The following is a 21691-nucleotide window of genomic DNA, read 5'->3' on the forward strand; positions in this document are numbered from 1 at the left end:
TATGGAAAAGTTTATAAAAATTGGAGGAAGCAAAAATGGGGATGTAGCTTTTGACTTAGCAAGAAGCAGCAATCAGCATATCTCGATCTGTGGCAAATCAGGTTCGGGTAAATCTGTTGCAGGTCAGAAAATCATCAAAAGCATTATCGAGAGTGGAGGAACAGCAGTTGTATTTGATATGCACTGGTTGTTTGACCCAGATCACATTTTTTCACCAATTAGAACAGATATTGAAAGTATGATGAATGAAACAGATGCCTATTCATCAGGAATTTCTTTTCCATTATTTACTCCATTGAATTATGCGGATGGCACTATGGAGGATGAATTGGATGTTGTCACATCGATTACCGATATACTGACTGGCTCCATGAAGTTAAAATGCAGGCAGAAAGAAGATTTGTTTAGGGCGTTACAGTATGTGGCGGAAGAGAATGTTTATGGGAATCAGGGTATTTCTGCTTTAAATGAAGCGCTTTACATGGTAGATTCGGAAGTTGCGGCAAACGTCCAGGATAAAATGCGGTATATCCTCAATAAAAATGTATTCCGTCACGGAACTGGTTTTATAGAAAATAATAAGATTAATGTCATACGTTTATCGAAATTTACAGAGACAACGCAGGCATTGATAGCAGAAATTCTGTTGACATATATATGGCGTCTAGCCAATACAGGACTATTTTTGAAAGAAGGGTTATATCTTTTTTGCGACGAATGCCAAAATTTAAATCTTGGAAGGAGTGGTATTATTGATAGGATTTTAGCCGAAGGCAGGAAACTTGGTCTGCATTTGATCTTAATTACGCAGTCGCTGGGAGGAAATACCAGGAGCAGAGCGGCGCAATGCCTGTTGCAGACAGGACAGCAATTATATTTCATGCCTTCGGAAGGAGAGTCATCTATAATTGCAAAGTTGATTCATGCGGCAAGGTATAAAGATTGGCAAATGGTCTTGAAAACATTGAAAGTGGGGGAATGTGTAGCAGTGGGATCACTGGTAGTAGATGAGACTGCTTATAATAGGCCCTTGAAAGTTAATGTTTAAGGTATAAAAGCTGTATGCATAATTATATTATAGAAGTCATACCATGGAACATGAGGAGATGGACGTGCTCAAAAAGGAGGTAGGATTCATGGCAATTCAGGTACATTTTGTTGACCCTAATGTAGATGAAGACAAAGAGCGTATTGTAACGGAGCTATTGGTATTGCTAGCTTTAAAAAAGATACATACAAAAAGATACATACAGCTTAAATGAAATAGACTAAATTAGGGGGAGGCGGTAATTGCCTCCCCTTTATGCACATTAAATTTTTGGAAAATATTGAGGTGAATCGAAATGAGGAAAGAAAGAGCAGTAGCATATTGCCGTGTATCTACAGACAAGGAAGATCAGATTAATAGCTTGGGTGCACAGCGAGAGTATTTCCGTACTTATATGGAAGAAAGTGGTTATGAACTGGTTCAGATTTATGCGGACGAAGGGATAACAGGCACAAAAAAACGTAGCAGAAAAGCATTTCTGCAAATGTTGGAGGATGCAAAAAATGATAGGTTTGATGTATTGTTTGTAAAAGATATATCAAGGTTCGCCCGTAATACCTTGGATTCTCTTGAAAGTGTCCGGTTATTAAAGAGTCTTAACATTAACATTGTTTTTGTTAATAATCAAGGTATTCTGGAAACAGGCTCAGAATTAATGTTCACGATTATGTCAGCAATGGCGCAGGAAGAATCCGTTAATACATCGAAACGTGTTAAGTTTGGAAAACGACAGAATATGCAGAATGGAAAGGTTCCAAATCTGGTTTTCGGTTATGACAAGGAAGCTGGTGAACTTTTTAACCTTCATATTAATGAAGAGGAAGCAAGAATAGTAAGACGTATTTTTGAACGTTATGTATATGATGGAGATGGGTGTCTTTCCATAGCAAAGGATTTAAATAGTGAAGGTTCCCGGACAAAACGTGGGTGTTTATGGACACAGAATGCTGTCACAAGGATTATCAAAAATCGGATTTATATTGGACAAGTCATTAATGGCAGAGAGTCCACAAAGGAGATATACAGTAATCAGAGAGTAAAAAACGAAAAGGAGGATTGGTTCATAACAAAAAATGAAGCTTTGAGAATTATTTCGGACGAGTTGTATAAGCAGGCACAGAAACTTATTGCTAACAGGCGTGATATGTTTTGCGTGAACAGAAGCCGTCAAAGCAATCGATATATATTCAGTACTATGATTAAATGTAAGCATTGCGGTCGTTCCTTCCGAAGATTAGAGCGAACTTATGTAAATACCTATATCCGTTGGGTGTGCAGTAGCCGGAACGGAGACGGAATGGATGCGTGTGACAATGCAGTAAAAATAAATGAAGGGGAGCTACTGGCTGAAATCAGAAATTATTTGCTTCTATGGCAGAAAGATAAAAAAGTAATTATTGAAAAAACCCAGAATGAGTATAGGAAAATATGTGCTTCTAGTTCTGGTGGACAGGTTTCGTTGAAAGAACTTTTCAAAGAAGAGCAAAGGCTTCAAAATAAACTTTCCCGATTGAAAGATATGTATGTCAATGATATAATAACTATGGACGAGCTGAAAGAAAAATCAGAAGAGATGAACCAACAGATTTTCCAGATAAAGGAGCGGATTCAATGCTTGCAGGAAGAATCCGTTACAGATGAGAAGATAGAAAAGCTTTTGAATACGCTGTTTAGGAATATGGAAGATATTTTATCTGCGGACACTATCACCAATGAAATGCTAAAACAGGTTATAGATCGGATTGAAGTAGATCGGGATGGGAAGGTAGACGTCATCATGAAACCGATAAGTGAAATACGCCTGGGAACCACCATTCCAATTTGCGACAGCAGTACATAAAGATGTTACGGACCGTCTGGAACACATTAATCCATCCCTGGCAGCCCGGGCCAGGGTGATCCTTGATATTAACAAATCCGAGCGTCATATACGAGGCGGCCTTGCCACCAAAGAAAAATACCAGCATCGCCTACAGATGTGCAGCAAAAAGAATTGATAGGACAAAAAACTGAAAAACAGCCGCTGGTGGGAATGATACAGATTCCCATCAGTGGCTGTTTTCAAGAAAAAATTAAATTTTTTATTGACATGAAGCTGTAAAATATGTTATTCTTTACCCCGGTATGAAGAGACATTATCGTTTTCATGCAAATATTGACCACTTCGTAAGAAGTTAAGCCCAGACGGACAGGCGGGTCAGCTGCCGAGCGTGGGAAACCACATTATTGATTGAGTTAAAAGCTCAAATTTTATAAGTTGATTACTTTATAATCCGTGCAATTGCACATCACTTGTGAAACGATCAATAATAGCAGGGACAACATATTTGCTATGTAGACTCGAAAACGATAATTATCATGAATAAAAGACGGGCAAAATGCCCTTACTGGAAATATCATTCATGTAATTGCAGGCAGGTGATGGATAATCACCTGCCTTTTTGCTATGAAAAAAATCTGCGCCTATAAGGCGCCACTTACGTTTCAGCGACAAAAGAGGGTGCGATATTCCCGTGACAAGGAGAGGTAAGAGCCATATGAACAAAGAAGATCAGATGAGGGCGCCTATTTATGAAGCTCTTGAAATATTTCAAAAAAAGAGGGTAGTTCCCTTTGATGTGCCGGGCCATAAACGGGGAAGGGGAAATCCGGAGCTTGCCCGCCTCTTGGGGGAAAGGTGCGTCGGACTTGATGTAAATTCCATGAAGCCTCTTGATAATTTATGCCATCCGGTTTCTGTGATCCGGGATGCAGAACGGCTAACGGCAGAGGCTTTTGGGGCGGCAGACGCCTTTTTAATGGTGGGAGGAACCACGTCGGCAGTGCAGAGCATGATCCTGTCTGTCTGCAAGGCAGGGGATAAGATCATTCTTCCAAGAAATGTCCATAGAAGCGCATTAAATGCTCTGGTATTATGCGGAGCGGTTCCGATTTATGTAAACCCAGAAGTGAACAGCATGCTGGGCATTTCCCTTGGCATGGAAATCAGCCAGGTGGAAAAGGCAATAATGGAAAATCCCGATGCAGTGGCGGTATTTGTTAACAATCCCACTTATTACGGAATCTGTTCTGACATCCGCTCTATTGTCCGGCTGGCCCATGCACATGGGATGAAGGTCCTGGCTGATGAAGCCCATGGAACCCATCTTTATTTTGGAAAGGGTCTTCCGGTTTCCGCTATGGAAGCGGGTGCGGATATGGCAGCGGTCTCCATGCACAAGTCAGGAGGAAGCTTAACACAAAGCTCCCTTCTCCTTTTAAACAAGGGAGTGAACGGGGATTATGTGCGTCAGATCATAAATTTAACCCAGACCACCAGTGCCTCTTACCTGCTTTTGTCAAGCCTTGATATATCCAGAAGGAACTTGGCTCTGCGGGGGGAAGAGTCCTTTGCAAAGGTGGTGGAAATGGCGGAATATGCCAGGGGGGAGATCAATTCCATCGGCGGTTACTATGCTTACGGAAGGGATCTGATCAATGGAACCAGTATTTTTGATTACGATGTGACAAAGCTTTCCGTCTATACCCTGGGAAATGGGTTGGCAGGAATTGAGGTTTATGACCTCCTTCGGGATGAATACGATATTCAGATTGAATTCGGGGACATCTGCAACCTTCTTGCTTACATTTCCATCGGTGACCGGATTCAGGATATTGAACGTCTGGTGGGAGCATTGGCGGATATTGAACGCCTTTATAAAAAGGACCGGACGGGAATGCTGTCAGGAGAATACATAGCACCTAAAGTGGCGGTATCGCCTCAAAAAGCATTTTATTCCCAAAAGGTTTCCGTACCGGTAGGAGAATCCGCGGGAAGGATAAGCGGCGAGTTTGTCATGTGCTATCCTCCGGGAATTCCCATCCTGGCGCCGGGAGAGATGATTACGGAAGAGGTCGTGGAGTACATCATTTATGCCAGGGAAATAGGCTGTTCCATGCAGGGAACCGAGGATCCGGCGGTAGAACGGCTGATGGTATTAACGGAGCGGGCCTAAGAAGGGGAGAGGTAAGAAAAGATGGAGATATGGTTTTCGAAATTTCACACTTCCAATGTAAAGCTTTCTGTTCGGATCGATAAACAGCTTTTTTCCGGTGAAAGTGAATACCAGAGAATTGACGTGTTCGAATCCCAGGAATTTGGAAAGTTTGTATCTTTGGATGGAGATATTGTTTTTTCAGAAAAAGATGAATTTATTTACGATGAAATGGTGACCCATGTTCCTATGGCGGTTCATCCCAATGTAAGGGATGTACTGATCATTGGCGGAGGCGACGGAGGGGTGGCCAAGGAGCTTTTGCAATACCCGTTCATTCAGTCCATAGATGTGGTTGAGACGGATAAGCTGTTTGTAGACGTGTGCCGGGATATTTTTCCCGAGGTATCCTGCGGTCTTTTTGATCCCAGGGTCAAGGTCTATTACGATGACGGACTCCGCTTCTTAAGAAGCAAAAAAGAGGAATATGACCTTATCATCAATGATTCCACGGATCCTTTCGGACATACGGAAGGGCTTTTTACCAAGGAATTTTACGGCAGCTGCTATAAGGCGCTGCGAAGCGACGGCATTATGGTCTATCAGCATGGAAGTCCTTTTTACGATGAGGATGAGGCGGCGTGCAGGAGCATGCACCGGAAGGTGTTCCGCTCCTTCCCTATAAGCCGGGTTTATCAGGCCCATATTCCCACCTGCCCGTCGGGCTACTGGCTGTTTGGGTTTGCTTCGAAAAAATATCATCCCATCAATGATTTTAAGCCAGAACTATGGAATCAGTTAAAAATTGAAACCTGGTATTATACAACGAATCTTCATACGGGTGCTTTCATGCTGCCTAAATACGTGGAAGATTTACTGAAAGAGGAGGAAAAAGAATGAGCAGATTATTGATTATCGGTTGTGGAGGGGTTGCCTCTGTGGCAATCCGGAAATGCTGTCACAACAGTGAGGTGTTTACTGACATCTGTATCGCGAGCAGGACAAAGGAGAAATGCGATGCCTTAAGGGATAAGCTTGCGGGTACAACAAAAACAAGGATTGAGACTGCTAAGGTTGATGCGGATCATGTGGAAGAGGTGATCACCCTCATAAAGGATTACAAGCCGGATGCCGTGTTAAATGTGGCTCTTCCCTACCAGGATTTAACCATCATGGATGCATGTCTTGCAACAGGGGTTGATTACATTGATACCGCTAACTTTGAGCCTGAGAATACCGATGATCAGGAGTGGAGAGCTATCTATGAGAAGCGTTGTGAGAGCCTTAAATTTACCGCCCTTTTTGATTATTCCTGGCAGTGGGATTACAAGGAGCGTTTTGAGAAGGCAGGTATCACCGCATTGCTTGGAAGTGGATTCGACCCTGGAGTGACCAGCGTATTTTCTGCTTATGCCTTAAAGCACTATTTTGATGAAATCCATACCATTGACATTTTAGACTGTAACGGAGGGGATCATGGGTATCCCTTTGCAACCAACTTTAACCCTGAAATTAACTTAAGGGAAGTATCCTCTAACGGTTCCTATTGGGAAGATGGCCGCTGGATCGAGACAGAACCAATGGAGATCAAATCCAAATACAATTTCCCTGAGGTAGGGGAAAAGGACATGTACCTGCTTCACCATGAGGAGATCGAATCTCTGGCAAAGAACATTCCGGGGGTAAAGAGGATCCGTTTCTTTATGACCTTTGGGCAGAGTTATTTGACCCATATGAAGTGCCTGGAAAACGTAGGTCTGCTTTCCACCTCCCCCGTGGAGTTTAACGGACAGGAGATCGTGCCCATCCAGTTTTTAAAAGCCCTGCTTCCGGATCCGGCTTCCCTTGGTCCTAGAACCAAAGGTAAGACCAATATTGGCTGTATCTTTACAGGAGTAAAGGATGGAAAGGAAAAGACCATATACATCTACAATGTATGCGATCATGAGGAATGCTTTAAAGAGGTGGAATCCCAGGCGATTTCCTATACCACAGGAGTTCCGGCTATGATCGGAAGTCTGATGGTAATAACCGGCCAGTGGAAGAAGCCAGGAGTATATAATGTGGAAGAGTTTGATCCGGATCCCTATATGGAGGCTTTAAACAAATGGGGGCTTCCATGGGTGGTATGTGAGGACCCGGAAACTGTTACGGTATGGAGATAGGGAAACAGATGAGGATTGAAGAGCTGAAAACTCCCTGTTATGTGATTGACGAGGAAAGACTGGAGAAAAATTTAAAAATCTTAAAGCAGGTAAAGGATCATACCGGGTGCAGGATCCTGCTGGCCCAGAAGGCGTTTTCCTGTTTTGCAGAGTACCCTCTTATCGGTAAGTATCTGGATGGAACTACGGCCAGCGGGCTTTATGAAGCCAGGCTGGGAAGGGAGGAGATGGGGCTTGAAAACCATGTTTTTGCCCCTGCTTATAAGGAAGAGGACTTTAAAGAGCTGGTGAAGATCTGCGATCACATTATATTTAACTCTTTTTCCCAGCTGGAGAAGTATAAGGATACGTTAGACGGGGTAAGCGCCGGTATCAGGATCAATCCCCAGTGCTCCACCCAGGAGGGCCATGAAATCTATGACCCCTGCGCCCCCGGCTCAAGACTTGGCGTTCCCATTGATTATTTTAAGGATGAGTGGCTGCCCTGGATATCAGGGCTCCATTTCCACACTTTGTGTGAGCAGAATTCCGATGATTTAAAAAGGACCCTGGATGCGGTGGAGGAAAAATTCGGGAAGTATTTAAAAGAACTCTCCTGGCTGAACATGGGCGGAGGACATCATATCACCAGGGAGGATTATGACATCGGGCTGCTGGAAGCCTGCATTAAGAGAATGCAGGAAAGATATGGGCTTCAGGTTTATCTGGAACCTGGGGAGGCGGTAGCTCTGAATGCCGGGTACCTGGTGACAGAGGTTATGGATGTGGTGGAAAATGGGATAAAGACCCTGATCCTTGATGCTTCCGCAGCCTGCCATATGCCGGATGTGCTGGAGATGCCGTACCGGCCGCCCTTAAAGGACAGCGGGAAACCGGGAGAAAAGGCTTTTACCTACCGGCTGTCTTCCTGTACCTGTCTGGCGGGGGATGTGATCGGGGATTATTCCTTTGACAGGGAAATAAAACCTGGAGACAAGCTGTATTTTATGGATATGGCCATTTATTCTATGGTGAAGAACAACACCTTTAACGGGATGCCTCTTCCTGCCATTGCCATAATGGATAAAGGGGGAGACTGCCATGTCATAAAAAGGTTCGGCTATGAGGATTTTAAGAACCGGTTGTCGTAAGAGATATAAGCATATCCTCTTGATTCATTAGGAGACAAACTATGGAAAAATTAAAAAGCCTCCCGGCGGCGGATGGATTTTACATGCCGGGAGAATTTGAGCCTCATTGGGGCTGTATCATGATCTGGCCCAAGCGGCCCGGATCCTGGCCCTTTGGGGCAGGGAAGGCCAGGAAGGCCTTTGCCGAAATCGCGGAGGCCATTGCAGACAGCGAGCAGGTGATCATGCTGGCGGAGCCGGATGTGAAGGAAAGCGCCGGAGAAATGCTTTCGGACCGGATCCAGGTGGTTGTCATGGAATCCGATGACGCATGGGCAAGAGATGTGGGGCCAACCTTTGTGGTCAATAAGGAACGTAAGGCCAGGGGGATCGACTGGCGGTTTAATGCCTGGGGAGGAACCTTTGACGGTCTGTATCCTGACTGGCAAAAGGATGACCTTCTTGCAGGGCGTTTCTGTGAACGGTTCGGCTATCCGGTTTATGATGCAGGCCATCTTGTCCTGGAGGGAGGTTCCGTTCATTCCGATGGGCAAGGCACGATTTTAGTGACGGAAACCTGTCTTTTAAGCGCCGGGCGTAATCCGTCTCTTTCTAAACTCCAGATTGAAGAACAGCTGAAAGACTATCTTGGGGCTGTAAAGATTATCTGGCTGAAAGCAGGCATCTATCAGGATGAAACCAATGAGCATGTGGATAATGTCTGCGCGTTTATCCGTCCGGGGGAAGTGGTATTGGCCTGGACGGATGATAAAGCTGATCCACAGTATTTAATGTCCCTGGCTGATTTAAGGATACTGGAACAGGAAACGGATGCAGAGGGAAGACATTTTAAGATCCACAAGCTTCCCATACCTAAGGAACCGGTCTGCATTACGAAAGAGGAGCTTTCAGGCTTTTCCTTTGAGCCGGGAGAGGATGAGAGGGAGACCGGAGAGCGCCTGGCTGCCAGTTATGTGAATTTTTACATATCCAATGGAGGGGTGATTGTTCCTCAATTTGGGGATGTCCATGATTCAGAGGCAGTACGGATATTAGGGGAGTGCTTTCCTGAGAGAAGAATCTATCCGGTGTATGCAAGAGATATTATTGTGGGAGGCGGAAACATTCACTGCATTACACAACAAATTCCGTTGTAGTCCGGCCATGCCATTCATAGATTGGCGGGCCGGACTCCGCTGGATATCTTGTCCGCCCTATAAAAACGATACCGGGAGGAGAATTTCATGAGAGAGGTAACCGTGGCGGCAGTTCAGATGAGCTGCTGCGATGATGTTAAAAAGAATATTGCAAATGCGGAAAGACTGGTTAGGCAGGCAGCAGGGGAGGGGGCAAAGATCATTCTCCTTCCGGAGCTGTTTGAACGGCAATACTTCTGCCAGGAGAGGCGTTATGACTTTTATGAATATGCAGAACCGGCAGAGGAGAACCAGGCGGTTAAGCATTTCGCCGGGATTGCGGCCGAACTTAAAGTGGTTCTTCCCGTCAGCTTTTATGAGCGGTCAGGAAATACCATGTTTAATTCGGTGGCAGTCCTTGACGGGGACGGAGCAAATCTTGGGATATACCGGAAAACCCATATCCCCGATGACCATTACTACCAGGAGAAATTTTATTTCACTCCCGGGGACACCGGCTTTCGGGTATTTGATACCATGTACGGGAAAATAGGCGTAGGGATCTGCTGGGACCAGTGGTTTCCGGAAACAGCAAGGTGCTTAGGGTTACAGGGGGCGGAGCTTATCTTATACCCTACTGCCATTGGAAGCGAGCCCATCCTGGAATGTGACAGCATGGAGCACTGGAGGCGCTGCATGCAGGGGCATGCTGCTGCCAATATCATTCCAGTTATAGCGGCTAACCGGATTGGGATAGAATCAGTTGTTCCCTGTATGTCAAACGGGAATCAAAGCTCTTCTCTTAAATTTTATGGCTCCTCCTTTATTACGGACAATACCGGGGCTGTCATAGCTTCTATGGGCCGGGAGGAAGAAGGCGTAATATGCGCTTCCTTTGATCTGGATCAGATGATGACTGACAGGAGAAACTGGGGGCTTTTCCGCGACCGCAGGCCGGAAATGTACGGGAAAATCACAGGTAAATCTTAAACTCACTTTTTTGTGCAGGGAAAGTTGCGATAATGTCCTTAAGCTATATTATACTGAGGCTATCAAAGAGAGCGGGAGGTAAGAGAGTGGATTGGCTGGATAAAATGAACGGGGCACTGGATTACATTGAAAACAATTTGAACGGAGAGATTCATCTGGAGGAAGTGGCCAGACGGGCCTGCTGTTCCAGCTTTAATTTCCAGCGGATGTTTTCTTTTATGGCAGATGTGTCTCTGGCGGATTATATCAGAAGAAGGCGGCTTTCCATGGCGGCGATGGAGCTTCTGACAACAGGTGAGAAGATCATTGACGTTGCCTTAAAGTATGGATACGAGTCTCCGGTTTCTTTTGCCAGGGCATTTTATGCCGTCCACGGAATGAATCCCAGCGAGGTGAGAAAATCTGGAAGGAAGATCAAATCTTATCCCCGCATCTCCTTTGAAATAACCATAAAAGGAGCGGAGGCTATGAATTATTGCGTAAAAGATTTGGGAGAATTCCGGCTGGTAGGAATTAAGGAAAGAATGACCATGGATACTGGAGAGAATTTTAAAAGGATCCCGAAGTTCTGGAATGAGTTCTACAACCAGAGCAGGTGCGAGGAAATGCTGAAGTTTAATGACAATAAGGATCTGCTTTTCATGGGAGTGTGCGCCAATTCTGATGATAAGGGATTCGATTACTACATTGCGACCGGTTCCAATCAGGAGATACCGGAAGATATGGCTGAACTGGTGGTACCGGCCGGCAAATACGTGATTTTTGAATGCGTGGGAAGTATGCCGGAGGGACAGCAGAAGGTTTGGAAGCGGATCTTTACGGAGTGGTTTCCATCCTCCGGTTATGAGATGGCGGACGGACCACAGCTGGAATGGTATTCTGAGGGGGATATCACTTCAGAGGAATATAGGAGCGAAATTTGGATCCCGGTCCATAAAAAGGCGTAAATCCCTTCATAAAACCCGTTATCTTCCCATATATATAGTAATAATAAATAAGTTGGGGAGTGTGCTATGAAGAGACTGTTAAGCAGAAAATGGATGATTTTTTTCGGCCTGGCCATGTGGGTACTGGTGGTACGTACCTTGAGCGGGTGTACTTTAAACAAGGATAATGGTGATAAGGTGCGGGATCTGGAATTTACCGTGGTAGCTGACGCGGATATTCCGCAGGAACTTAGACAGATCATTGCTGAGAAGCAGCAGTCGCCCTTTAAGCTGACCTACAGCGATGATAAGAACCTTTACATAGTGGTTGGCCACGGAAAGCAGGCAAGCGGGGGATATAGCATCGCAGTAAATGATCTTTATCTGACAGATAACTCCATTGTCCTGGATACGGAACTGATCGGGCCGGAGAAGGGCGAGGTTACAGGGTCGGAAGCCTCTTATCCATTTATCGTCATTAGGACGGAGATGTCGGAGCTTCCGGTGGTGTTTCAGTAGAAGGAAGAATGAAATAGCCGTTTCGCTGATAGTAAAAGCGGAACGGCTGTTTTTGTGAGCGATAAAACGTAAATTCCCCTTTTTTCTTAGGCTGTCATATGATATACTACTTCAAATAGGAAAAGGCAATAAGGAGAAGAGGAAGAGTAATATGATATTAAAGGATATATGGCTTGATATTACGGCAGTAAAAGAGCGGGATCCGGCGGCCAGAAGCAAGCTTGAAGTGCTTTTGCTCTATCAGGGAGTTCATGCTTTGATCTGGCATCGTTTTGCCCACTGGTTTTACCAGCATAAGATGTTTTTTTTAGCCAGGTTTATTTCCCAGCTGGCCAGATTTTTCACACTGATCGAGATCCATCCCGGCGCGCAGCTGGGGCATGGGATTTTAATTGACCATGGCAGCGGAGTGGTGATCGGAGAAACTACGGTGGTGGGGGATAATTGTACTATTTACCAGGGAGTGACTTTAGGCGGCGTGGGACTTAATAAGGGAAAGCGCCATCCCACTCTTGGAAATAATGTGACCGTGGGAGCAGGGGCTAAGATTCTGGGGTCCTTCGAGGTAGGAGATAATTGTACCATAGCGGCCAATGCCGTGCTTTTAAAGCAATTGGAGAGCAACGTGACAGCGGTCGGAATTCCCGCCCGCCCGATTAAGATAGATGGTGTGCCCCTTCCCAAGAAGGAGAGCAATCTGGTGACCATGGATCACTACTGCAAGATGGAGGAGCGGGTCAAGGAATTGGAAGAAACGCTGTCTAAGCTGCAGACTGAGCTGTCTTCCTACCGGGAAAAAGAGCATTCTGATCAGGCGGAGGCACCTTTGGAGAAGAAAATTGAGGAATAGAAGGGCTAAAATTCTCTAGTATTTCAGGAAGTCCGGGAATGATAACAAAAAAAGTATAATGAAACATGCACCTGCATAAACTTTCTTAAAGGAATAAAGAAGGTAAGGCAGGTGCTTTTTTATGTTGGAGCTGGTGAAGAAAAACATACATATGAATCGTTGGAAAGGATATGCCGCATCTCAGATAACTCTTGACGATGACTTCATCGTCCCGGACAGTATGGATGATGTGGATCAGATTATTTTAAGTTCCGGCGACATTACCATTGATTCCGTAAAAGCCCAGACAGAGCGTGTCGTGGTCCGGGGCAAGCTGGACTTTATGATTCTCTACCGGGGAGCGGATGGAGGGCTTCAGACCCTTTCAGGAAGTATTAACTTTGAGGAACCCATCAATGTGCCCGGACTGGATGAAAAAGATTATGTCCAGCTGGGGTGGGAGCTTGAGGATTTAAACGCTGGGATCATTAATTCCAGGAAGCTGAGCGTAAAGGCAATTGTATCGCTTAAGGTGAAAGTGGAAACTGCCTGCGATATAAACCCTGCCGTGGAAGTGGACACGGGAGGCCCGGCATCAGATGTACCTGTGGTGGAAACCCTCCGCCGCAATATGGATGTGGCATCCATTGTCCTCCGCCACAAGGATACGTTCCGGATCAAGGATACCATTACCCTGTCAGGGAACAAGCCAAACATTGACCATATTTTATGGACTGAAATGAAGTTAAGAGGTGTCTCCATCAGACCCATGGATGGAAAGATGATGCTTGACGGGGAACTTATGGTATTTGTCATTTATCAGGGAGAAGGGGAAGGCGCTCCAATCCAGTGGGTGGAGGAAAGCATTCCGTTTTCAGGGGAATTGGATGTTCCGGATATGACCGAGGATATGGTTCCTTTGGTTACAGTCCATATAATCCATAAGGATATAGAGGCAAAGCCTGATTCTGACGGCGAGATGCGGGAAATGGATGTGGATTCGGTTCTAGAGCTGGATATGAAGCTATACAGGGAAGAAAATATGGAACTGCTCAGCGACTTATATTCCACCAACCGGGAGCTGACGCTGCAGACAGAGGAAGCCTATTTTGATAAGATCCTGACGAAAAATATGAGCAGGTGCAAGATTGTAGAAAAGGTCAGCCTCGATCAGGCGGACCGGGTCCTTCAGATATGTCACAGTGAAGGAACTGTTAAAATCGATGACACGGAAATCAAGGAGGACGGACTTCATGTGGAGGGTGTTTTAGAGGTACAGATCCTTTATATGGCCTCTGACGATGCACAGCCCATTCAGTCCACTGTGGAGGATATCCCCTTCCATTTCATGATTGAGGCTCCGGGAATCAATGAGCAGACGGTTTGTCAGCTGAATTCAGGCTTAGAGCAGCTTAGTGCCGTTATGATGGGCGGAGGAACCATTGAAGTAAAAGCGACCATTTCCCTTGACTTACTGGCCCTGCAGCCGGTCCGCGAGCAGATCATCACAAATGCGTCGGAAGCGCCTATGGATTTAAATAGATTACAGAAGCTTCCAGGAATCGTGGGATATATCGTGCAGCCTGGGGATTCCCTCTGGAATGTTGCCAAAAAATTCCATACGACCATTGATACCATCATAGCGACCAACGGATTGACGGATAAATCCGTAAGACCGGGCGACCGGCTGATTCTTGTAAAGGAATTGGCATAATTTACTTTTTTAGTCAAGCATTTCTTTCATTGAAGTGCCAGGCAGAAGGAGTTTCTTTTGCCTGGCACATTTGTTTACACTTTTGAATGATTTTTTTAAAATAGGGAATGATAAAGATTACTATTCACATATCAGCTTGCCCTGTTATATAATATACTATAGCTGAGCTATAGCTTCAACCATCGACGGCGCCTAAACGCATCCAGCTGGTGCTTAAGATAGATGACAGGTTACCCTGGACGGTAGTGACGTGATTGCAAGGCGTTATTACCGTTTACATACCCTGAATTTCCCTATACCGGAGAATAAAGAACATGAACTATACCTATATTTTAAGATGTGCAGATAATACCCTATACTGCGGCTGGACAAACCATTTAGAGAAACGTTTAATAGCCCACAACCAGGGAAAAGGAGCCAAATACACAAAAGCCCGCAGACCTGTGGTTCTGGCCTACTGGGAGGAGTTTTCCACAAAGGAAGAGGCTATGCGGAGGGAAGCCGCCATTAAAAAGCTTACCAGGAAGGACAAGTTAAAACTGATGGGAGAAATAGTATAAGAAAAACCGTCAAGGCCGCGAGTGTGCGGGACTGACGGTTTTCCGGCGTTATGCAACAAAGTGGTACATCAAAATATAATGGCATAAGCTTCCGCCCATGACAAAGAGGTGGAAGATCTCATGGGATCCAAAGCTTTTATGCCTGGCATTGAAAAGAGGAAGCTTTAAGGCATAGATGATGCCGCCTATGGTATAGATGATGCCTCCGGCAAGCAGCCAGAGAAACCCGGCAGGAGAAAGGGTCTCCGTAATCTTGGAGAATGCCAGAACGCATACCCAGCCCATGGCAATGTAGAGACTGGACGAAAACCATTTGGGGCACATAATAAAGCAGGCTTTTATGACAATTCCCGAAATGGCAATGCCCCAAACCAGAGACAGCAGGCTCCAGCCGGTCTTATCTCCCAGAACGATCAGGCAGATTGGCGTGTACGTTCCTGCAATCAGGATGAAAATCATCATATGATCTATCTTTTTCAGCAGTCGGTTGATTTTCGGTGAGATATCAAGAGTATGGTAGATGGTGCTGGCCGCGTAGAGAAAGACCATACTGATGATAAAAACCGTTAAGGCGGCCAGATGGAGCCTTCCGTCGGAAGAAGCCTTAAGAAGCAGTGGTGTTGCGGCAATAAGCGCCAGTACCATGGCGATAAAATGAGTGATGGCACTGACCGGATCTTTAATCTTAATTTTCATGGAAACCCTCCTTGTAGAAAGTAAAAGCTTTTAACATAGTAATCAATACTATGTATTGTATTTTTACTTACTATACACTCTTGGGGAAAAAAATGCAACTGTTTTTTAAAGATAAATGATAAAAAGGGGTTTGCCATAATTGGAATAATAAAATATAATGAATAGATAAAAATGAAATTTATAAAAAGGAAGGTATAACCGCCCTATGAATCAGACGATTAAAGAACTTATGGAAAGAAAATCTGTCCGGGTATATGAGGACCGGGCTATTGAACCGGAGAAAAAGGCGGCTATTATAGAAGCGGCTCTTCAGGCGCCTACGGCCGGAAACATGACCCTGTATTCCATCATTGATGTGACGGACCAGGAGCGGAAGGAAACCTTATCAATGACCTGCGATAACCAGCCATTTATCGCAAAGGCGCCTTTGGTGCTGGTTTTTGTTGCAGATTACCAGAGATGGTATGAGCTGTTCTGCCATTATGAAGAAGAGGTCCGCCAACCCGGAATGGGAGATCTTTTGCTGGCCTGTGATGATGCCCTTATCGCAGCCCAGAATGCGGTTGTGGCAGCAGAATCCCTGGGCATTGGTTCCTGCTACATTGGGGATATTATGGAGCAGTATGAAACCCACAGAGACTTATTCGGTCTTCCAAAGTATGCGGTACCAGCGGCAATGGTGGTCTTTGGATATCCGTCCATGCAGCAGCAGGAGAGGAAAAAACCGGAAAGGCTTAAGCCTGAGGCTGTGGTGTTTGAGAATTCCTACCGCCGTTTAAGTCCCGGGGAATTTTCCCAGGAGCTAATAAAGGTCCAGGGCAGAGAAGAGGATTTTGAGCGCTGGGTAAAGGCTTTTTGCAAACGCAAATGGAATTCCGATTTCAGCGCTGAGATGAGCCGGTCCGTGGAGGCTATGATGGCTGCATGGAAAAAAGAGGAGTAAAGCGCAGATATGGATCTTAACATATTATACGAAGATGAAGAGATACTGGTGGTGGAAAAACCAGTTGGAATAGAATCCCAATCCGCAAGGTCCTTTGACCCGGATATGGTCAGTGAGGTAAAGAAACATATCAACACGTTATCCCCAAAGCAAGGGGAGCCTTATGTGGGAGTTATCCACAGACTGGATAAGCCGGTTGGAGGCGTCATGGTGTATGCAAAAACCAAAGGAGCCGCAGAGTCTTTAAGCAGGCAGGTATCCCAGCATCAAATGGAGAAAATCTATTATGCAGTGGTTTGTGGAAAACCTGTGGAAAACTTTGGTGCCTACGTGGATTATTTGTGGAAGGATGGAAAAAATAATTGTTCTAAAATTGTGGATAAGGGGATAAAAGGTGCAAAACTCGCAGAGCTCCATTATCAGGTTGTGGAAAACAGAAACATAGGGAATGAGGAATGCAGTCTGGTAAAGATCACGTTAAAAACCGGACGCCACCATCAGATCCGGGTGCAGATGGCGGGTCACGGCACACCCCTGTGGGGCGACCGGAAGTATAATCCCAATGTTCATAGAGGAGCTGCCAGCGGAAATGTAGCATTGTTTGCTTACAGCTTATCTTTTTCCCATCCGGTCACAAAGAAATGGATGAATTTTTCAGTGAAGCCCAAGGGAGAAATCTTTGAGATGTTTTCATTGCCGGAAATGGCATAAAGAAGGAATTTTTTACTAAACAAATTTCGCATATTTTCTTTCCATACGGCTCATAATAGTGATTGTACAAAAGAAGTACAAATCAGAAACAGGTGAGTCCATGGTGAAACCGAGCAGGAAACTGAAGAAAACATTATTAATATTGGGAGTTACAGGGGCAGTGTATTTATGTTTTCGCTATCTGCTGCCCCTCGTAATTCCCTTTTTGATTGCATATGTATTTGCCCTCTCCCTTCGGCCTTCGGCCCTTTGGATAGAGAAAAAGACCCGCTTTATTGTAAAAGGAAAGGTGATATCCATTCCCCTGGCTGTCATCGGCGGTATTGAGGTCATACTTTTCATGATTGCCTTTGGAGTCCTTCTTTATGTGGGGGGAAGAAAGTTGTTTTTGGAAGCCAGGCTTTTGCTTCAAAATCTTCCAGCCATCCTGGAAGGCATGGACCATTGGCTCATGGATAACTGTTCCTTTGCGGAACGGTTTTTAAAGCTGCCTGACGGATATGCGGTAGAAATAGTAAGAGATATTATAGCGGGAGGACAAACTGCCATAAAAAGCAGGATCATGCCCTTTCTTATGTTGAATTCTATGACCATTATGAAATGGATTGTCCAGGCAACGGTAATCATCATCATATTGCTTATTGCCACGGTACTGTCCCTTCAGGAAATGGATGACATCCGGCAAAGGCGGGACAATTCCATGTTCTGCTTTGAATATGCCATGCTGGGGAGACGGCTTGCGACGGTTGGAAGCGCCTGGCTAAAGACTCAGGGGGCTATCATGCTGTTTACCATGGTGGTGTGTTCCATAGGGTTGTTTTTCCTGGGAAATCCCTATTTTATTTTATTTGGAATCGGGATCGGGCTTTTGGATGCACTTCCGATTTTCGGCACCGGTACGGTGTTCATTCCGTGGGCCCTTTTCTCCATGATCGATAAAAACTGGAAATATGGAATCGGGCTGATCGTCATTTACGTGATCTGTTATTTTTTAAGAGAGATCCTGGAGGCCAAGATCATGGGAGGAAAGGTCGGCCTTACACCTTTGGAAACCCTTGCTTCCATGTACGTAGGGCTTCAGCTCTTCGGGCTTTTAGGATTTATACTAGGTCCGATCGGATTATTGATTGTGGAAGATATTGTGGAGGTGTATGAGTTCTGGTGCTATCATGACGGAAAGGAAACGGCAGATCCAGAGGAATGAGATAATTTCATAATTTGGCAGACAACGCCGGACCCTCTTGACAAACATTTGCAAATAACGTAAAATCAACCATACAATCTTTTTTATAATGAAGCAATAAGACGTTGAAGAGGACCAGTAGGTGATGATGTATCCCAGAGAGAAGGCCGATTGCTGGAAGGCCTTTATACCCCTCATGACCCAACCTACCTCGGAGTCCCGCAGCAAACTGCGGCGCAGTTCCTGCGTTAACGGATAAAAAGTGAGTCATGGCATTACCCATGGCTAAATTGGGTGGCACCGCCGAGCTGTTCGGTCCCTTTTATAGGGAACGAATGGCTCTTTTTAATTTTATGAAAACACCCGTTCTGTAGGTATCCCCCTTGCCCATAAATATGGAAGGGGAAGAAGAAACATCCTACGGGTTTCCCTTGATGTCCAAAGAGCGTGGACAAGGAGATGAAAGGAGATTTGTTATGGCAAAGGACAAGAAATTAGTAGAAGCGATCACATCCATGGATGTGGATTTCGCCCAGTGGTACACAGACGTTGTAAAGAAAGCGGAGTTAATTGATTATTCCAGCGTAAAAGGCTGCATGGCCATTAAACCGGCGGGGTATGCCATTTGGGAAAACATTCAGAGCGAGCTTGACAGACGGTTTAAGGAAACAGGGGTTGAAAATGTTTACATGCCTATGTTTATTCCGGAGAGTCTTCTTCAAAAGGAGAAGGACCATGTAGCGGGATTTGCTCCTGAGGTTGCCTGGGTAACCCACGGAGGTTTGGAGCCGCTGCAGGAAAGGCTTTGCGTAAGGCCTACTTCTGAAACCCTGTTCTGTGATTTTTATTCCAGAGAGATCCAGTCCTACCGGGATTTACCGAAGCTTTATAATCAGTGGTGTTCTGTGGTACGCTGGGAGAAGACCACAAGGCCGTTTTTACGTTCCAGAGAGTTTTTATGGCAGGAAGGCCATACAGCTCATGCAACGGCTGAAGAGGCGGAAGAGAGAACAGAGCAGATGCTTCATTTATATGCGGATTTCTGTGAGGAAGTCCTTGCAATGCCTGTTATCCGGGGCCAGAAGACCGATAAGGAGAAATTTGCGGGAGCAGAGGCAACATATACCATTGAGGCTTTGATGCATGACGGTAAGGCGCTTCAGTCAGGAACCAGCCATAACTTTGGAAACGGATTTGCAAAGGCCTTTGAGATCCAGTATTCTGATAAGGAAAATAAGCTCCAGTATGTACATCAGACCTCATGGGGCATGACCACCAGGATGATAGGCGCTATCATCATGGTTCATGGCGACGACAGCGGTCTTGTACTTCCTCCAAGGATCGCTCCGACCCAGGTGATCATCGTACCCGTTCAGCAGCAGAAGGAAGGCGTTCTTGATAAAGCTTATGAGTTAAAAGAAGTTCTTTCTAATTATAAAGTAAAGGTTGACGATTCCGATAAGAGCCCGGGCTGGAAGTTCAGCGAATCAGAGATGCGGGGCATTCCGGTTCGTGTGGAAATCGGTCCGAGAGATATTTCAGAAAACCAGGCAGTTTTGGTACGCCGTGATACCCATGAGAAGATCACGGTATCCTTAGATGAGTTAAATGCAAAGGTAGGCGAGCTTCTGGAAGCCATTCAGAAGGATATGCTGGAACGAGCCAGAATTCACCGGGACAGCCATACGTATGAGGCAACGGATATGGATACCTTTGTTAAAACTGTGGAGGAAAAGCCGGGCTTTGTAAAAGCCATGTGGTGCGGTTCCCAGGAATGCGAGGATAAAATCAAGGAGATTACAGGAGCAACATCCCGTTGTATGCCCTTTAAGCAGGAAACACTGGCCGATACCTGCGTATGCTGCGGAAAGCCCGCGGTAAAAATGGTTTACTGGGGCAGAGCTTATTAAAAACAGCAGGACAGAAAAACCAGGAGGTAAAAGAAGTGATAAAGATTCAGGTTCCGGAGGCGGCAAGGAAGATCATCGAACAACTGAATACCAGCGGCTTTGAAGCCTATGTGGTGGGAGGCTGCGTGAGAGACAGTCTGTTAGGCCGGCAGCCGGAAGACTGGGATATCACGACCTCAGCGAAGCCGGAACAAGTAAAGGAAATTTTTAATAGAACGGTTGATACGGGAATCCAGCACGGCACGGTTACGGTACTTATTGACCATGAAGGATATGAAGTGACCACTTACCGCATAGACGGAGAGTATGAGGATGGACGCCATCCGAAATCCGTGGAATTTACGGGAAGCTTGCTGGAGGACTTAAAACGCCGGGATTTTACCATTAATGCCATGGCATACAGCGACCGGGAGGGGCTGGTGGATGCATTTGACGGGGTAAAGGATTTGGAGAGCCGGGTCATCCGCTGCGTGGGAAACGCCCTGGACCGGTTTACTGAGGATGCTTTAAGAATTCTCAGGGCCATCCGTTTTTCCGCCCAGCTGGACTTTGACATGGAAGGGGAGACAAGGGCGGCAATTTCTGTCATCGCCCCCAACATGGCTAAGGTCAGTAAGGAACGGATCCAGGTGGAGCTCACGAAGCTCCTCCTTTCCGATCATCCCGGAAGGCTTAAGGATGTATATGAAAACGGGATCGGCCCTTATATTTCAGAGCATTTTGAGGCTGCAGGAAAGCGGCTTTTTGAAGCGGAGAGAATCGTCGGGCTGCCACTTAAAAAACACATGCGCTGGTCTGGCTTTTTAAGGCAGGAGGAACCTGAGGATGCGGTAAGGATCCTTAGGGAGTTAAAGCTGGATAATGAGACCATCCAACAGACAAAGACCCTGGTCAGCCTGTGGAAAACGGAGATCCCCGTTCATAAGCCGGCCATCAGGCAGGTCATGAGCGGTCTTTCCCCGGAGCTTTTTAAGGATCTTCTGTGCTTCCAGAAGGTATTCTTCCAACCACCAGATAATACCCGGTTAAAAATGGTTGAGCAGTATTCGGAGGAAATCTTAAGGGATGGGGAGTGTGTCCGCTTAAAGGACATGGCCGTTACGGGCAGGGAATTGATCGATGCGGGCATGAAGCCGGGGCCTGAGATGGGAGCAGTCTTAAACTATCTCTTCCAGATGGTCCTGGAACAGCCGGAATGCAATAACAGGGAATATTTGATGAAATCAGCCGAACATTTATTAAAGGAACAAGGATAAGGCACGTATAACTTTCTACCGG

The 21691-nt window shown here is 45.7% G+C and carries 20 protein-coding genes, 1 pseudogene and 1 other annotated feature; of the genes and pseudogenes, 20 read left to right on the forward strand and 1 reads right to left on the reverse strand.

From position 1 onward, the window contains the following. Nucleotide 1: 1 nt before the first annotated feature. From AC27IJ_RS00200 to AC27IJ_RS00270, 15 genes and pseudogenes are all read left to right on the forward strand, one after another. On the forward strand, nucleotides 2-1048 hold the full coding sequence (locus AC27IJ_RS00200; protein ID WP_487147237.1) for an ATP-binding protein: 1047 nt from the start codon (nucleotides 2-4) through the stop codon (nucleotides 1046-1048). A gap of 88 nt (nucleotides 1049-1136) precedes the next feature. Continuing rightward, the gene (locus AC27IJ_RS00205; RefSeq protein WP_487147238.1) at nucleotides 1137-1262 is read left to right on the forward strand and encodes a hypothetical protein; all 126 of its coding nucleotides are present in this window, start codon (nucleotides 1137-1139) and stop codon (nucleotides 1260-1262) included. A gap of 81 nt (nucleotides 1263-1343) precedes the next feature. Further along, on the forward strand, nucleotides 1344-2888 hold the full coding sequence (locus tag AC27IJ_RS00210; RefSeq protein ID WP_487147239.1) for a recombinase family protein: 1545 nt from the start codon (nucleotides 1344-1346) through the stop codon (nucleotides 2886-2888). Next, nucleotides 2875-3045, forward strand: a pseudogene (locus AC27IJ_RS00215) (sporulation transcriptional regulator SpoIIID); the annotation flags it as partial. The gene AC27IJ_RS00210 and the pseudogene AC27IJ_RS00215, both read left to right, overlap by 14 nt. Before the next feature lie 540 nt (nucleotides 3046-3585). Further along, entirely contained in the window at nucleotides 3586-5043 is a 1458-nt protein-coding gene (locus AC27IJ_RS00220) for an aminotransferase class I/II-fold pyridoxal phosphate-dependent enzyme (RefSeq protein WP_313154927.1), read from the forward strand. Between the two features lie 21 nt (nucleotides 5044-5064). Then, nucleotides 5065-5922, forward strand: a complete 858-nt coding sequence (gene speE / locus AC27IJ_RS00225; protein WP_312445040.1) for a polyamine aminopropyltransferase — start codon at nucleotides 5065-5067, stop codon at nucleotides 5920-5922. Further along, nucleotides 5919-7187: a saccharopine dehydrogenase family protein gene (locus tag AC27IJ_RS00230; protein WP_313154929.1), complete on the forward strand. Its 1269-nt coding sequence runs from the start codon at nucleotides 5919-5921 to the stop codon at nucleotides 7185-7187. The genes speE and AC27IJ_RS00230 overlap by 4 nt, the downstream gene beginning before the upstream one ends. Nucleotides 7188-7195: 8 nt before the next feature. Then, nucleotides 7196-8317 (forward strand): carboxynorspermidine decarboxylase, encoded by a 1122-nt coding sequence (gene nspC, locus AC27IJ_RS00235; RefSeq protein WP_312445056.1) that lies wholly within the window; start codon nucleotides 7196-7198, stop codon nucleotides 8315-8317. Nucleotides 8318-8358: 41 nt separating this feature from the next. Beyond that, nucleotides 8359-9453: an agmatine deiminase gene (gene aguA, locus AC27IJ_RS00240; RefSeq protein ID WP_312504316.1), complete on the forward strand. Its 1095-nt coding sequence runs from the start codon at nucleotides 8359-8361 to the stop codon at nucleotides 9451-9453. An 87-nt stretch (nucleotides 9454-9540) separates the two neighbouring features. Then, the gene (aguB, locus tag AC27IJ_RS00245; protein WP_312445035.1) at nucleotides 9541-10422 is read left to right on the forward strand and encodes an N-carbamoylputrescine amidase; all 882 of its coding nucleotides are present in this window, start codon (nucleotides 9541-9543) and stop codon (nucleotides 10420-10422) included. Between the two features lie 86 nt (nucleotides 10423-10508). After that, on the forward strand, nucleotides 10509-11369 hold the full coding sequence (locus AC27IJ_RS00250) for an AraC family transcriptional regulator (protein ID WP_312445033.1): 861 nt from the start codon (nucleotides 10509-10511) through the stop codon (nucleotides 11367-11369). 93 nt (nucleotides 11370-11462) lie between these two features. Beyond that, a complete protein-coding gene (locus AC27IJ_RS00255; RefSeq protein WP_312445054.1) occupies nucleotides 11463-11867 on the forward strand; it encodes a protease complex subunit PrcB family protein in 405 nt (134 codons plus the stop codon). Nucleotides 11868-12018: 151 nt separating this feature from the next. Next, nucleotides 12019-12717: a serine O-acetyltransferase gene (gene cysE, locus AC27IJ_RS00260; protein ID WP_312445031.1), complete on the forward strand. Its 699-nt coding sequence runs from the start codon at nucleotides 12019-12021 to the stop codon at nucleotides 12715-12717. A gap of 121 nt (nucleotides 12718-12838) precedes the next feature. Continuing rightward, nucleotides 12839-14410: a DUF3794 and LysM peptidoglycan-binding domain-containing protein gene (locus AC27IJ_RS00265; RefSeq protein WP_312445029.1), complete on the forward strand. Its 1572-nt coding sequence runs from the start codon at nucleotides 12839-12841 to the stop codon at nucleotides 14408-14410. A gap of 314 nt (nucleotides 14411-14724) precedes the next feature. Further along, nucleotides 14725-14970 (forward strand): GIY-YIG nuclease family protein, encoded by a 246-nt coding sequence (locus AC27IJ_RS00270; protein ID WP_312445028.1) that lies wholly within the window; start codon nucleotides 14725-14727, stop codon nucleotides 14968-14970. Nucleotides 14971-15018: 48 nt separating this feature from the next. Here AC27IJ_RS00270 and trhA read toward each other — a convergent pair whose 3' ends face one another. After that, nucleotides 15019-15666, reverse strand: a complete 648-nt coding sequence (gene trhA, locus AC27IJ_RS00275; RefSeq protein ID WP_312445026.1) for a PAQR family membrane homeostasis protein TrhA — start codon at nucleotides 15664-15666, stop codon at nucleotides 15019-15021. Nucleotides 15667-15871: 205 nt separating this feature from the next. Here trhA and AC27IJ_RS00280 point away from each other — a divergent pair, with 205 nt between their 5' ends. The 5 genes from AC27IJ_RS00280 (at nucleotide 15872) to AC27IJ_RS00300 (ending at nucleotide 21669) form a co-directional block, all read left to right on the forward strand. Continuing rightward, entirely contained in the window at nucleotides 15872-16609 is a 738-nt protein-coding gene (locus AC27IJ_RS00280; RefSeq protein ID WP_312445023.1) for a nitroreductase family protein, read from the forward strand. Nucleotides 16610-16618: 9 nt separating this feature from the next. Continuing rightward, nucleotides 16619-17320, forward strand: coding sequence for an RluA family pseudouridine synthase (locus AC27IJ_RS00285; protein ID WP_312445022.1), 702 nt, complete (start codon nucleotides 16619-16621; stop codon nucleotides 17318-17320). A 100-nt stretch (nucleotides 17321-17420) separates the two neighbouring features. Then, nucleotides 17421-18524: an AI-2E family transporter gene (locus AC27IJ_RS00290; protein WP_312445021.1), complete on the forward strand. Its 1104-nt coding sequence runs from the start codon at nucleotides 17421-17423 to the stop codon at nucleotides 18522-18524. Nucleotides 18525-18619: 95 nt separating this feature from the next. Then, nucleotides 18620-18827, forward strand: a binding site (T-box leader). Nucleotides 18828-18979: 152 nt separating this feature from the next. After that, on the forward strand, nucleotides 18980-20413 hold the full coding sequence (gene proS, locus AC27IJ_RS00295) for a proline--tRNA ligase (protein WP_312445020.1): 1434 nt from the start codon (nucleotides 18980-18982) through the stop codon (nucleotides 20411-20413). 38 nt (nucleotides 20414-20451) lie between these two features. Beyond that, nucleotides 20452-21669 carry a CCA tRNA nucleotidyltransferase gene (locus AC27IJ_RS00300; protein ID WP_487147299.1) on the forward strand — a complete coding sequence of 406 codons (1218 nt, stop codon included), beginning with the start codon at nucleotides 20452-20454 and terminating at the stop codon, nucleotides 21667-21669. The last annotated feature ends 22 nt before the right edge of the window (nucleotides 21670-21691 follow it).

The organism is Lacrimispora sp. YZC11 (assembly GCF_057543815.1).

What these genes read in the sequence shown, in the direction of transcription:
- cysE (WP_312445031.1), top strand. Translation starts at nt 12,019, where the DNA reads ATGATATTAAAGGATATATGGCTTGATATTACGGCAGTAAAAGAGCGG.
- speE (WP_312445040.1), top strand. Translation starts at nt 5,065, where the DNA reads ATGGAGATATGGTTTTCGAAATTTCACACTTCCAATGTAAAGCTTTCT.
- AC27IJ_RS00230 (WP_313154929.1), top strand. Translation starts at nt 5,919, where the DNA reads ATGAGCAGATTATTGATTATCGGTTGTGGAGGGGTTGCCTCTGTGGCA.
- AC27IJ_RS00285 (WP_312445022.1), top strand. Translation starts at nt 16,619, where the DNA reads ATGGATCTTAACATATTATACGAAGATGAAGAGATACTGGTGGTGGAA.
- AC27IJ_RS00290 (WP_312445021.1), top strand. Translation starts at nt 17,421, where the DNA reads ATGGTGAAACCGAGCAGGAAACTGAAGAAAACATTATTAATATTGGGA.
- AC27IJ_RS00200 (WP_487147237.1), top strand. Translation starts at nt 2, where the DNA reads ATGGAAAAGTTTATAAAAATTGGAGGAAGCAAAAATGGGGATGTAGCT.
- trhA (WP_312445026.1), bottom strand. Translation starts at nt 15,666, where the DNA reads ATGAAAATTAAGATTAAAGATCCGGTCAGTGCCATCACTCATTTTATC.
- AC27IJ_RS00205 (WP_487147238.1), top strand. Translation starts at nt 1,137, where the DNA reads ATGGCAATTCAGGTACATTTTGTTGACCCTAATGTAGATGAAGACAAA.
- aguA (WP_312504316.1), top strand. Translation starts at nt 8,359, where the DNA reads ATGGAAAAATTAAAAAGCCTCCCGGCGGCGGATGGATTTTACATGCCG.
- AC27IJ_RS00265 (WP_312445029.1), top strand. Translation starts at nt 12,839, where the DNA reads ATGTTGGAGCTGGTGAAGAAAAACATACATATGAATCGTTGGAAAGGA.
- AC27IJ_RS00210 (WP_487147239.1), top strand. Translation starts at nt 1,344, where the DNA reads ATGAGGAAAGAAAGAGCAGTAGCATATTGCCGTGTATCTACAGACAAG.
- proS (WP_312445020.1), top strand. Translation starts at nt 18,980, where the DNA reads ATGGCAAAGGACAAGAAATTAGTAGAAGCGATCACATCCATGGATGTG.
- AC27IJ_RS00255 (WP_312445054.1), top strand. Translation starts at nt 11,463, where the DNA reads ATGATTTTTTTCGGCCTGGCCATGTGGGTACTGGTGGTACGTACCTTG.
- AC27IJ_RS00220 (WP_313154927.1), top strand. Translation starts at nt 3,586, where the DNA reads ATGAACAAAGAAGATCAGATGAGGGCGCCTATTTATGAAGCTCTTGAA.
- AC27IJ_RS00280 (WP_312445023.1), top strand. Translation starts at nt 15,872, where the DNA reads ATGAATCAGACGATTAAAGAACTTATGGAAAGAAAATCTGTCCGGGTA.
- AC27IJ_RS00270 (WP_312445028.1), top strand. Translation starts at nt 14,725, where the DNA reads ATGAACTATACCTATATTTTAAGATGTGCAGATAATACCCTATACTGC.
- aguB (WP_312445035.1), top strand. Translation starts at nt 9,541, where the DNA reads ATGAGAGAGGTAACCGTGGCGGCAGTTCAGATGAGCTGCTGCGATGAT.
- nspC (WP_312445056.1), top strand. Translation starts at nt 7,196, where the DNA reads ATGAGGATTGAAGAGCTGAAAACTCCCTGTTATGTGATTGACGAGGAA.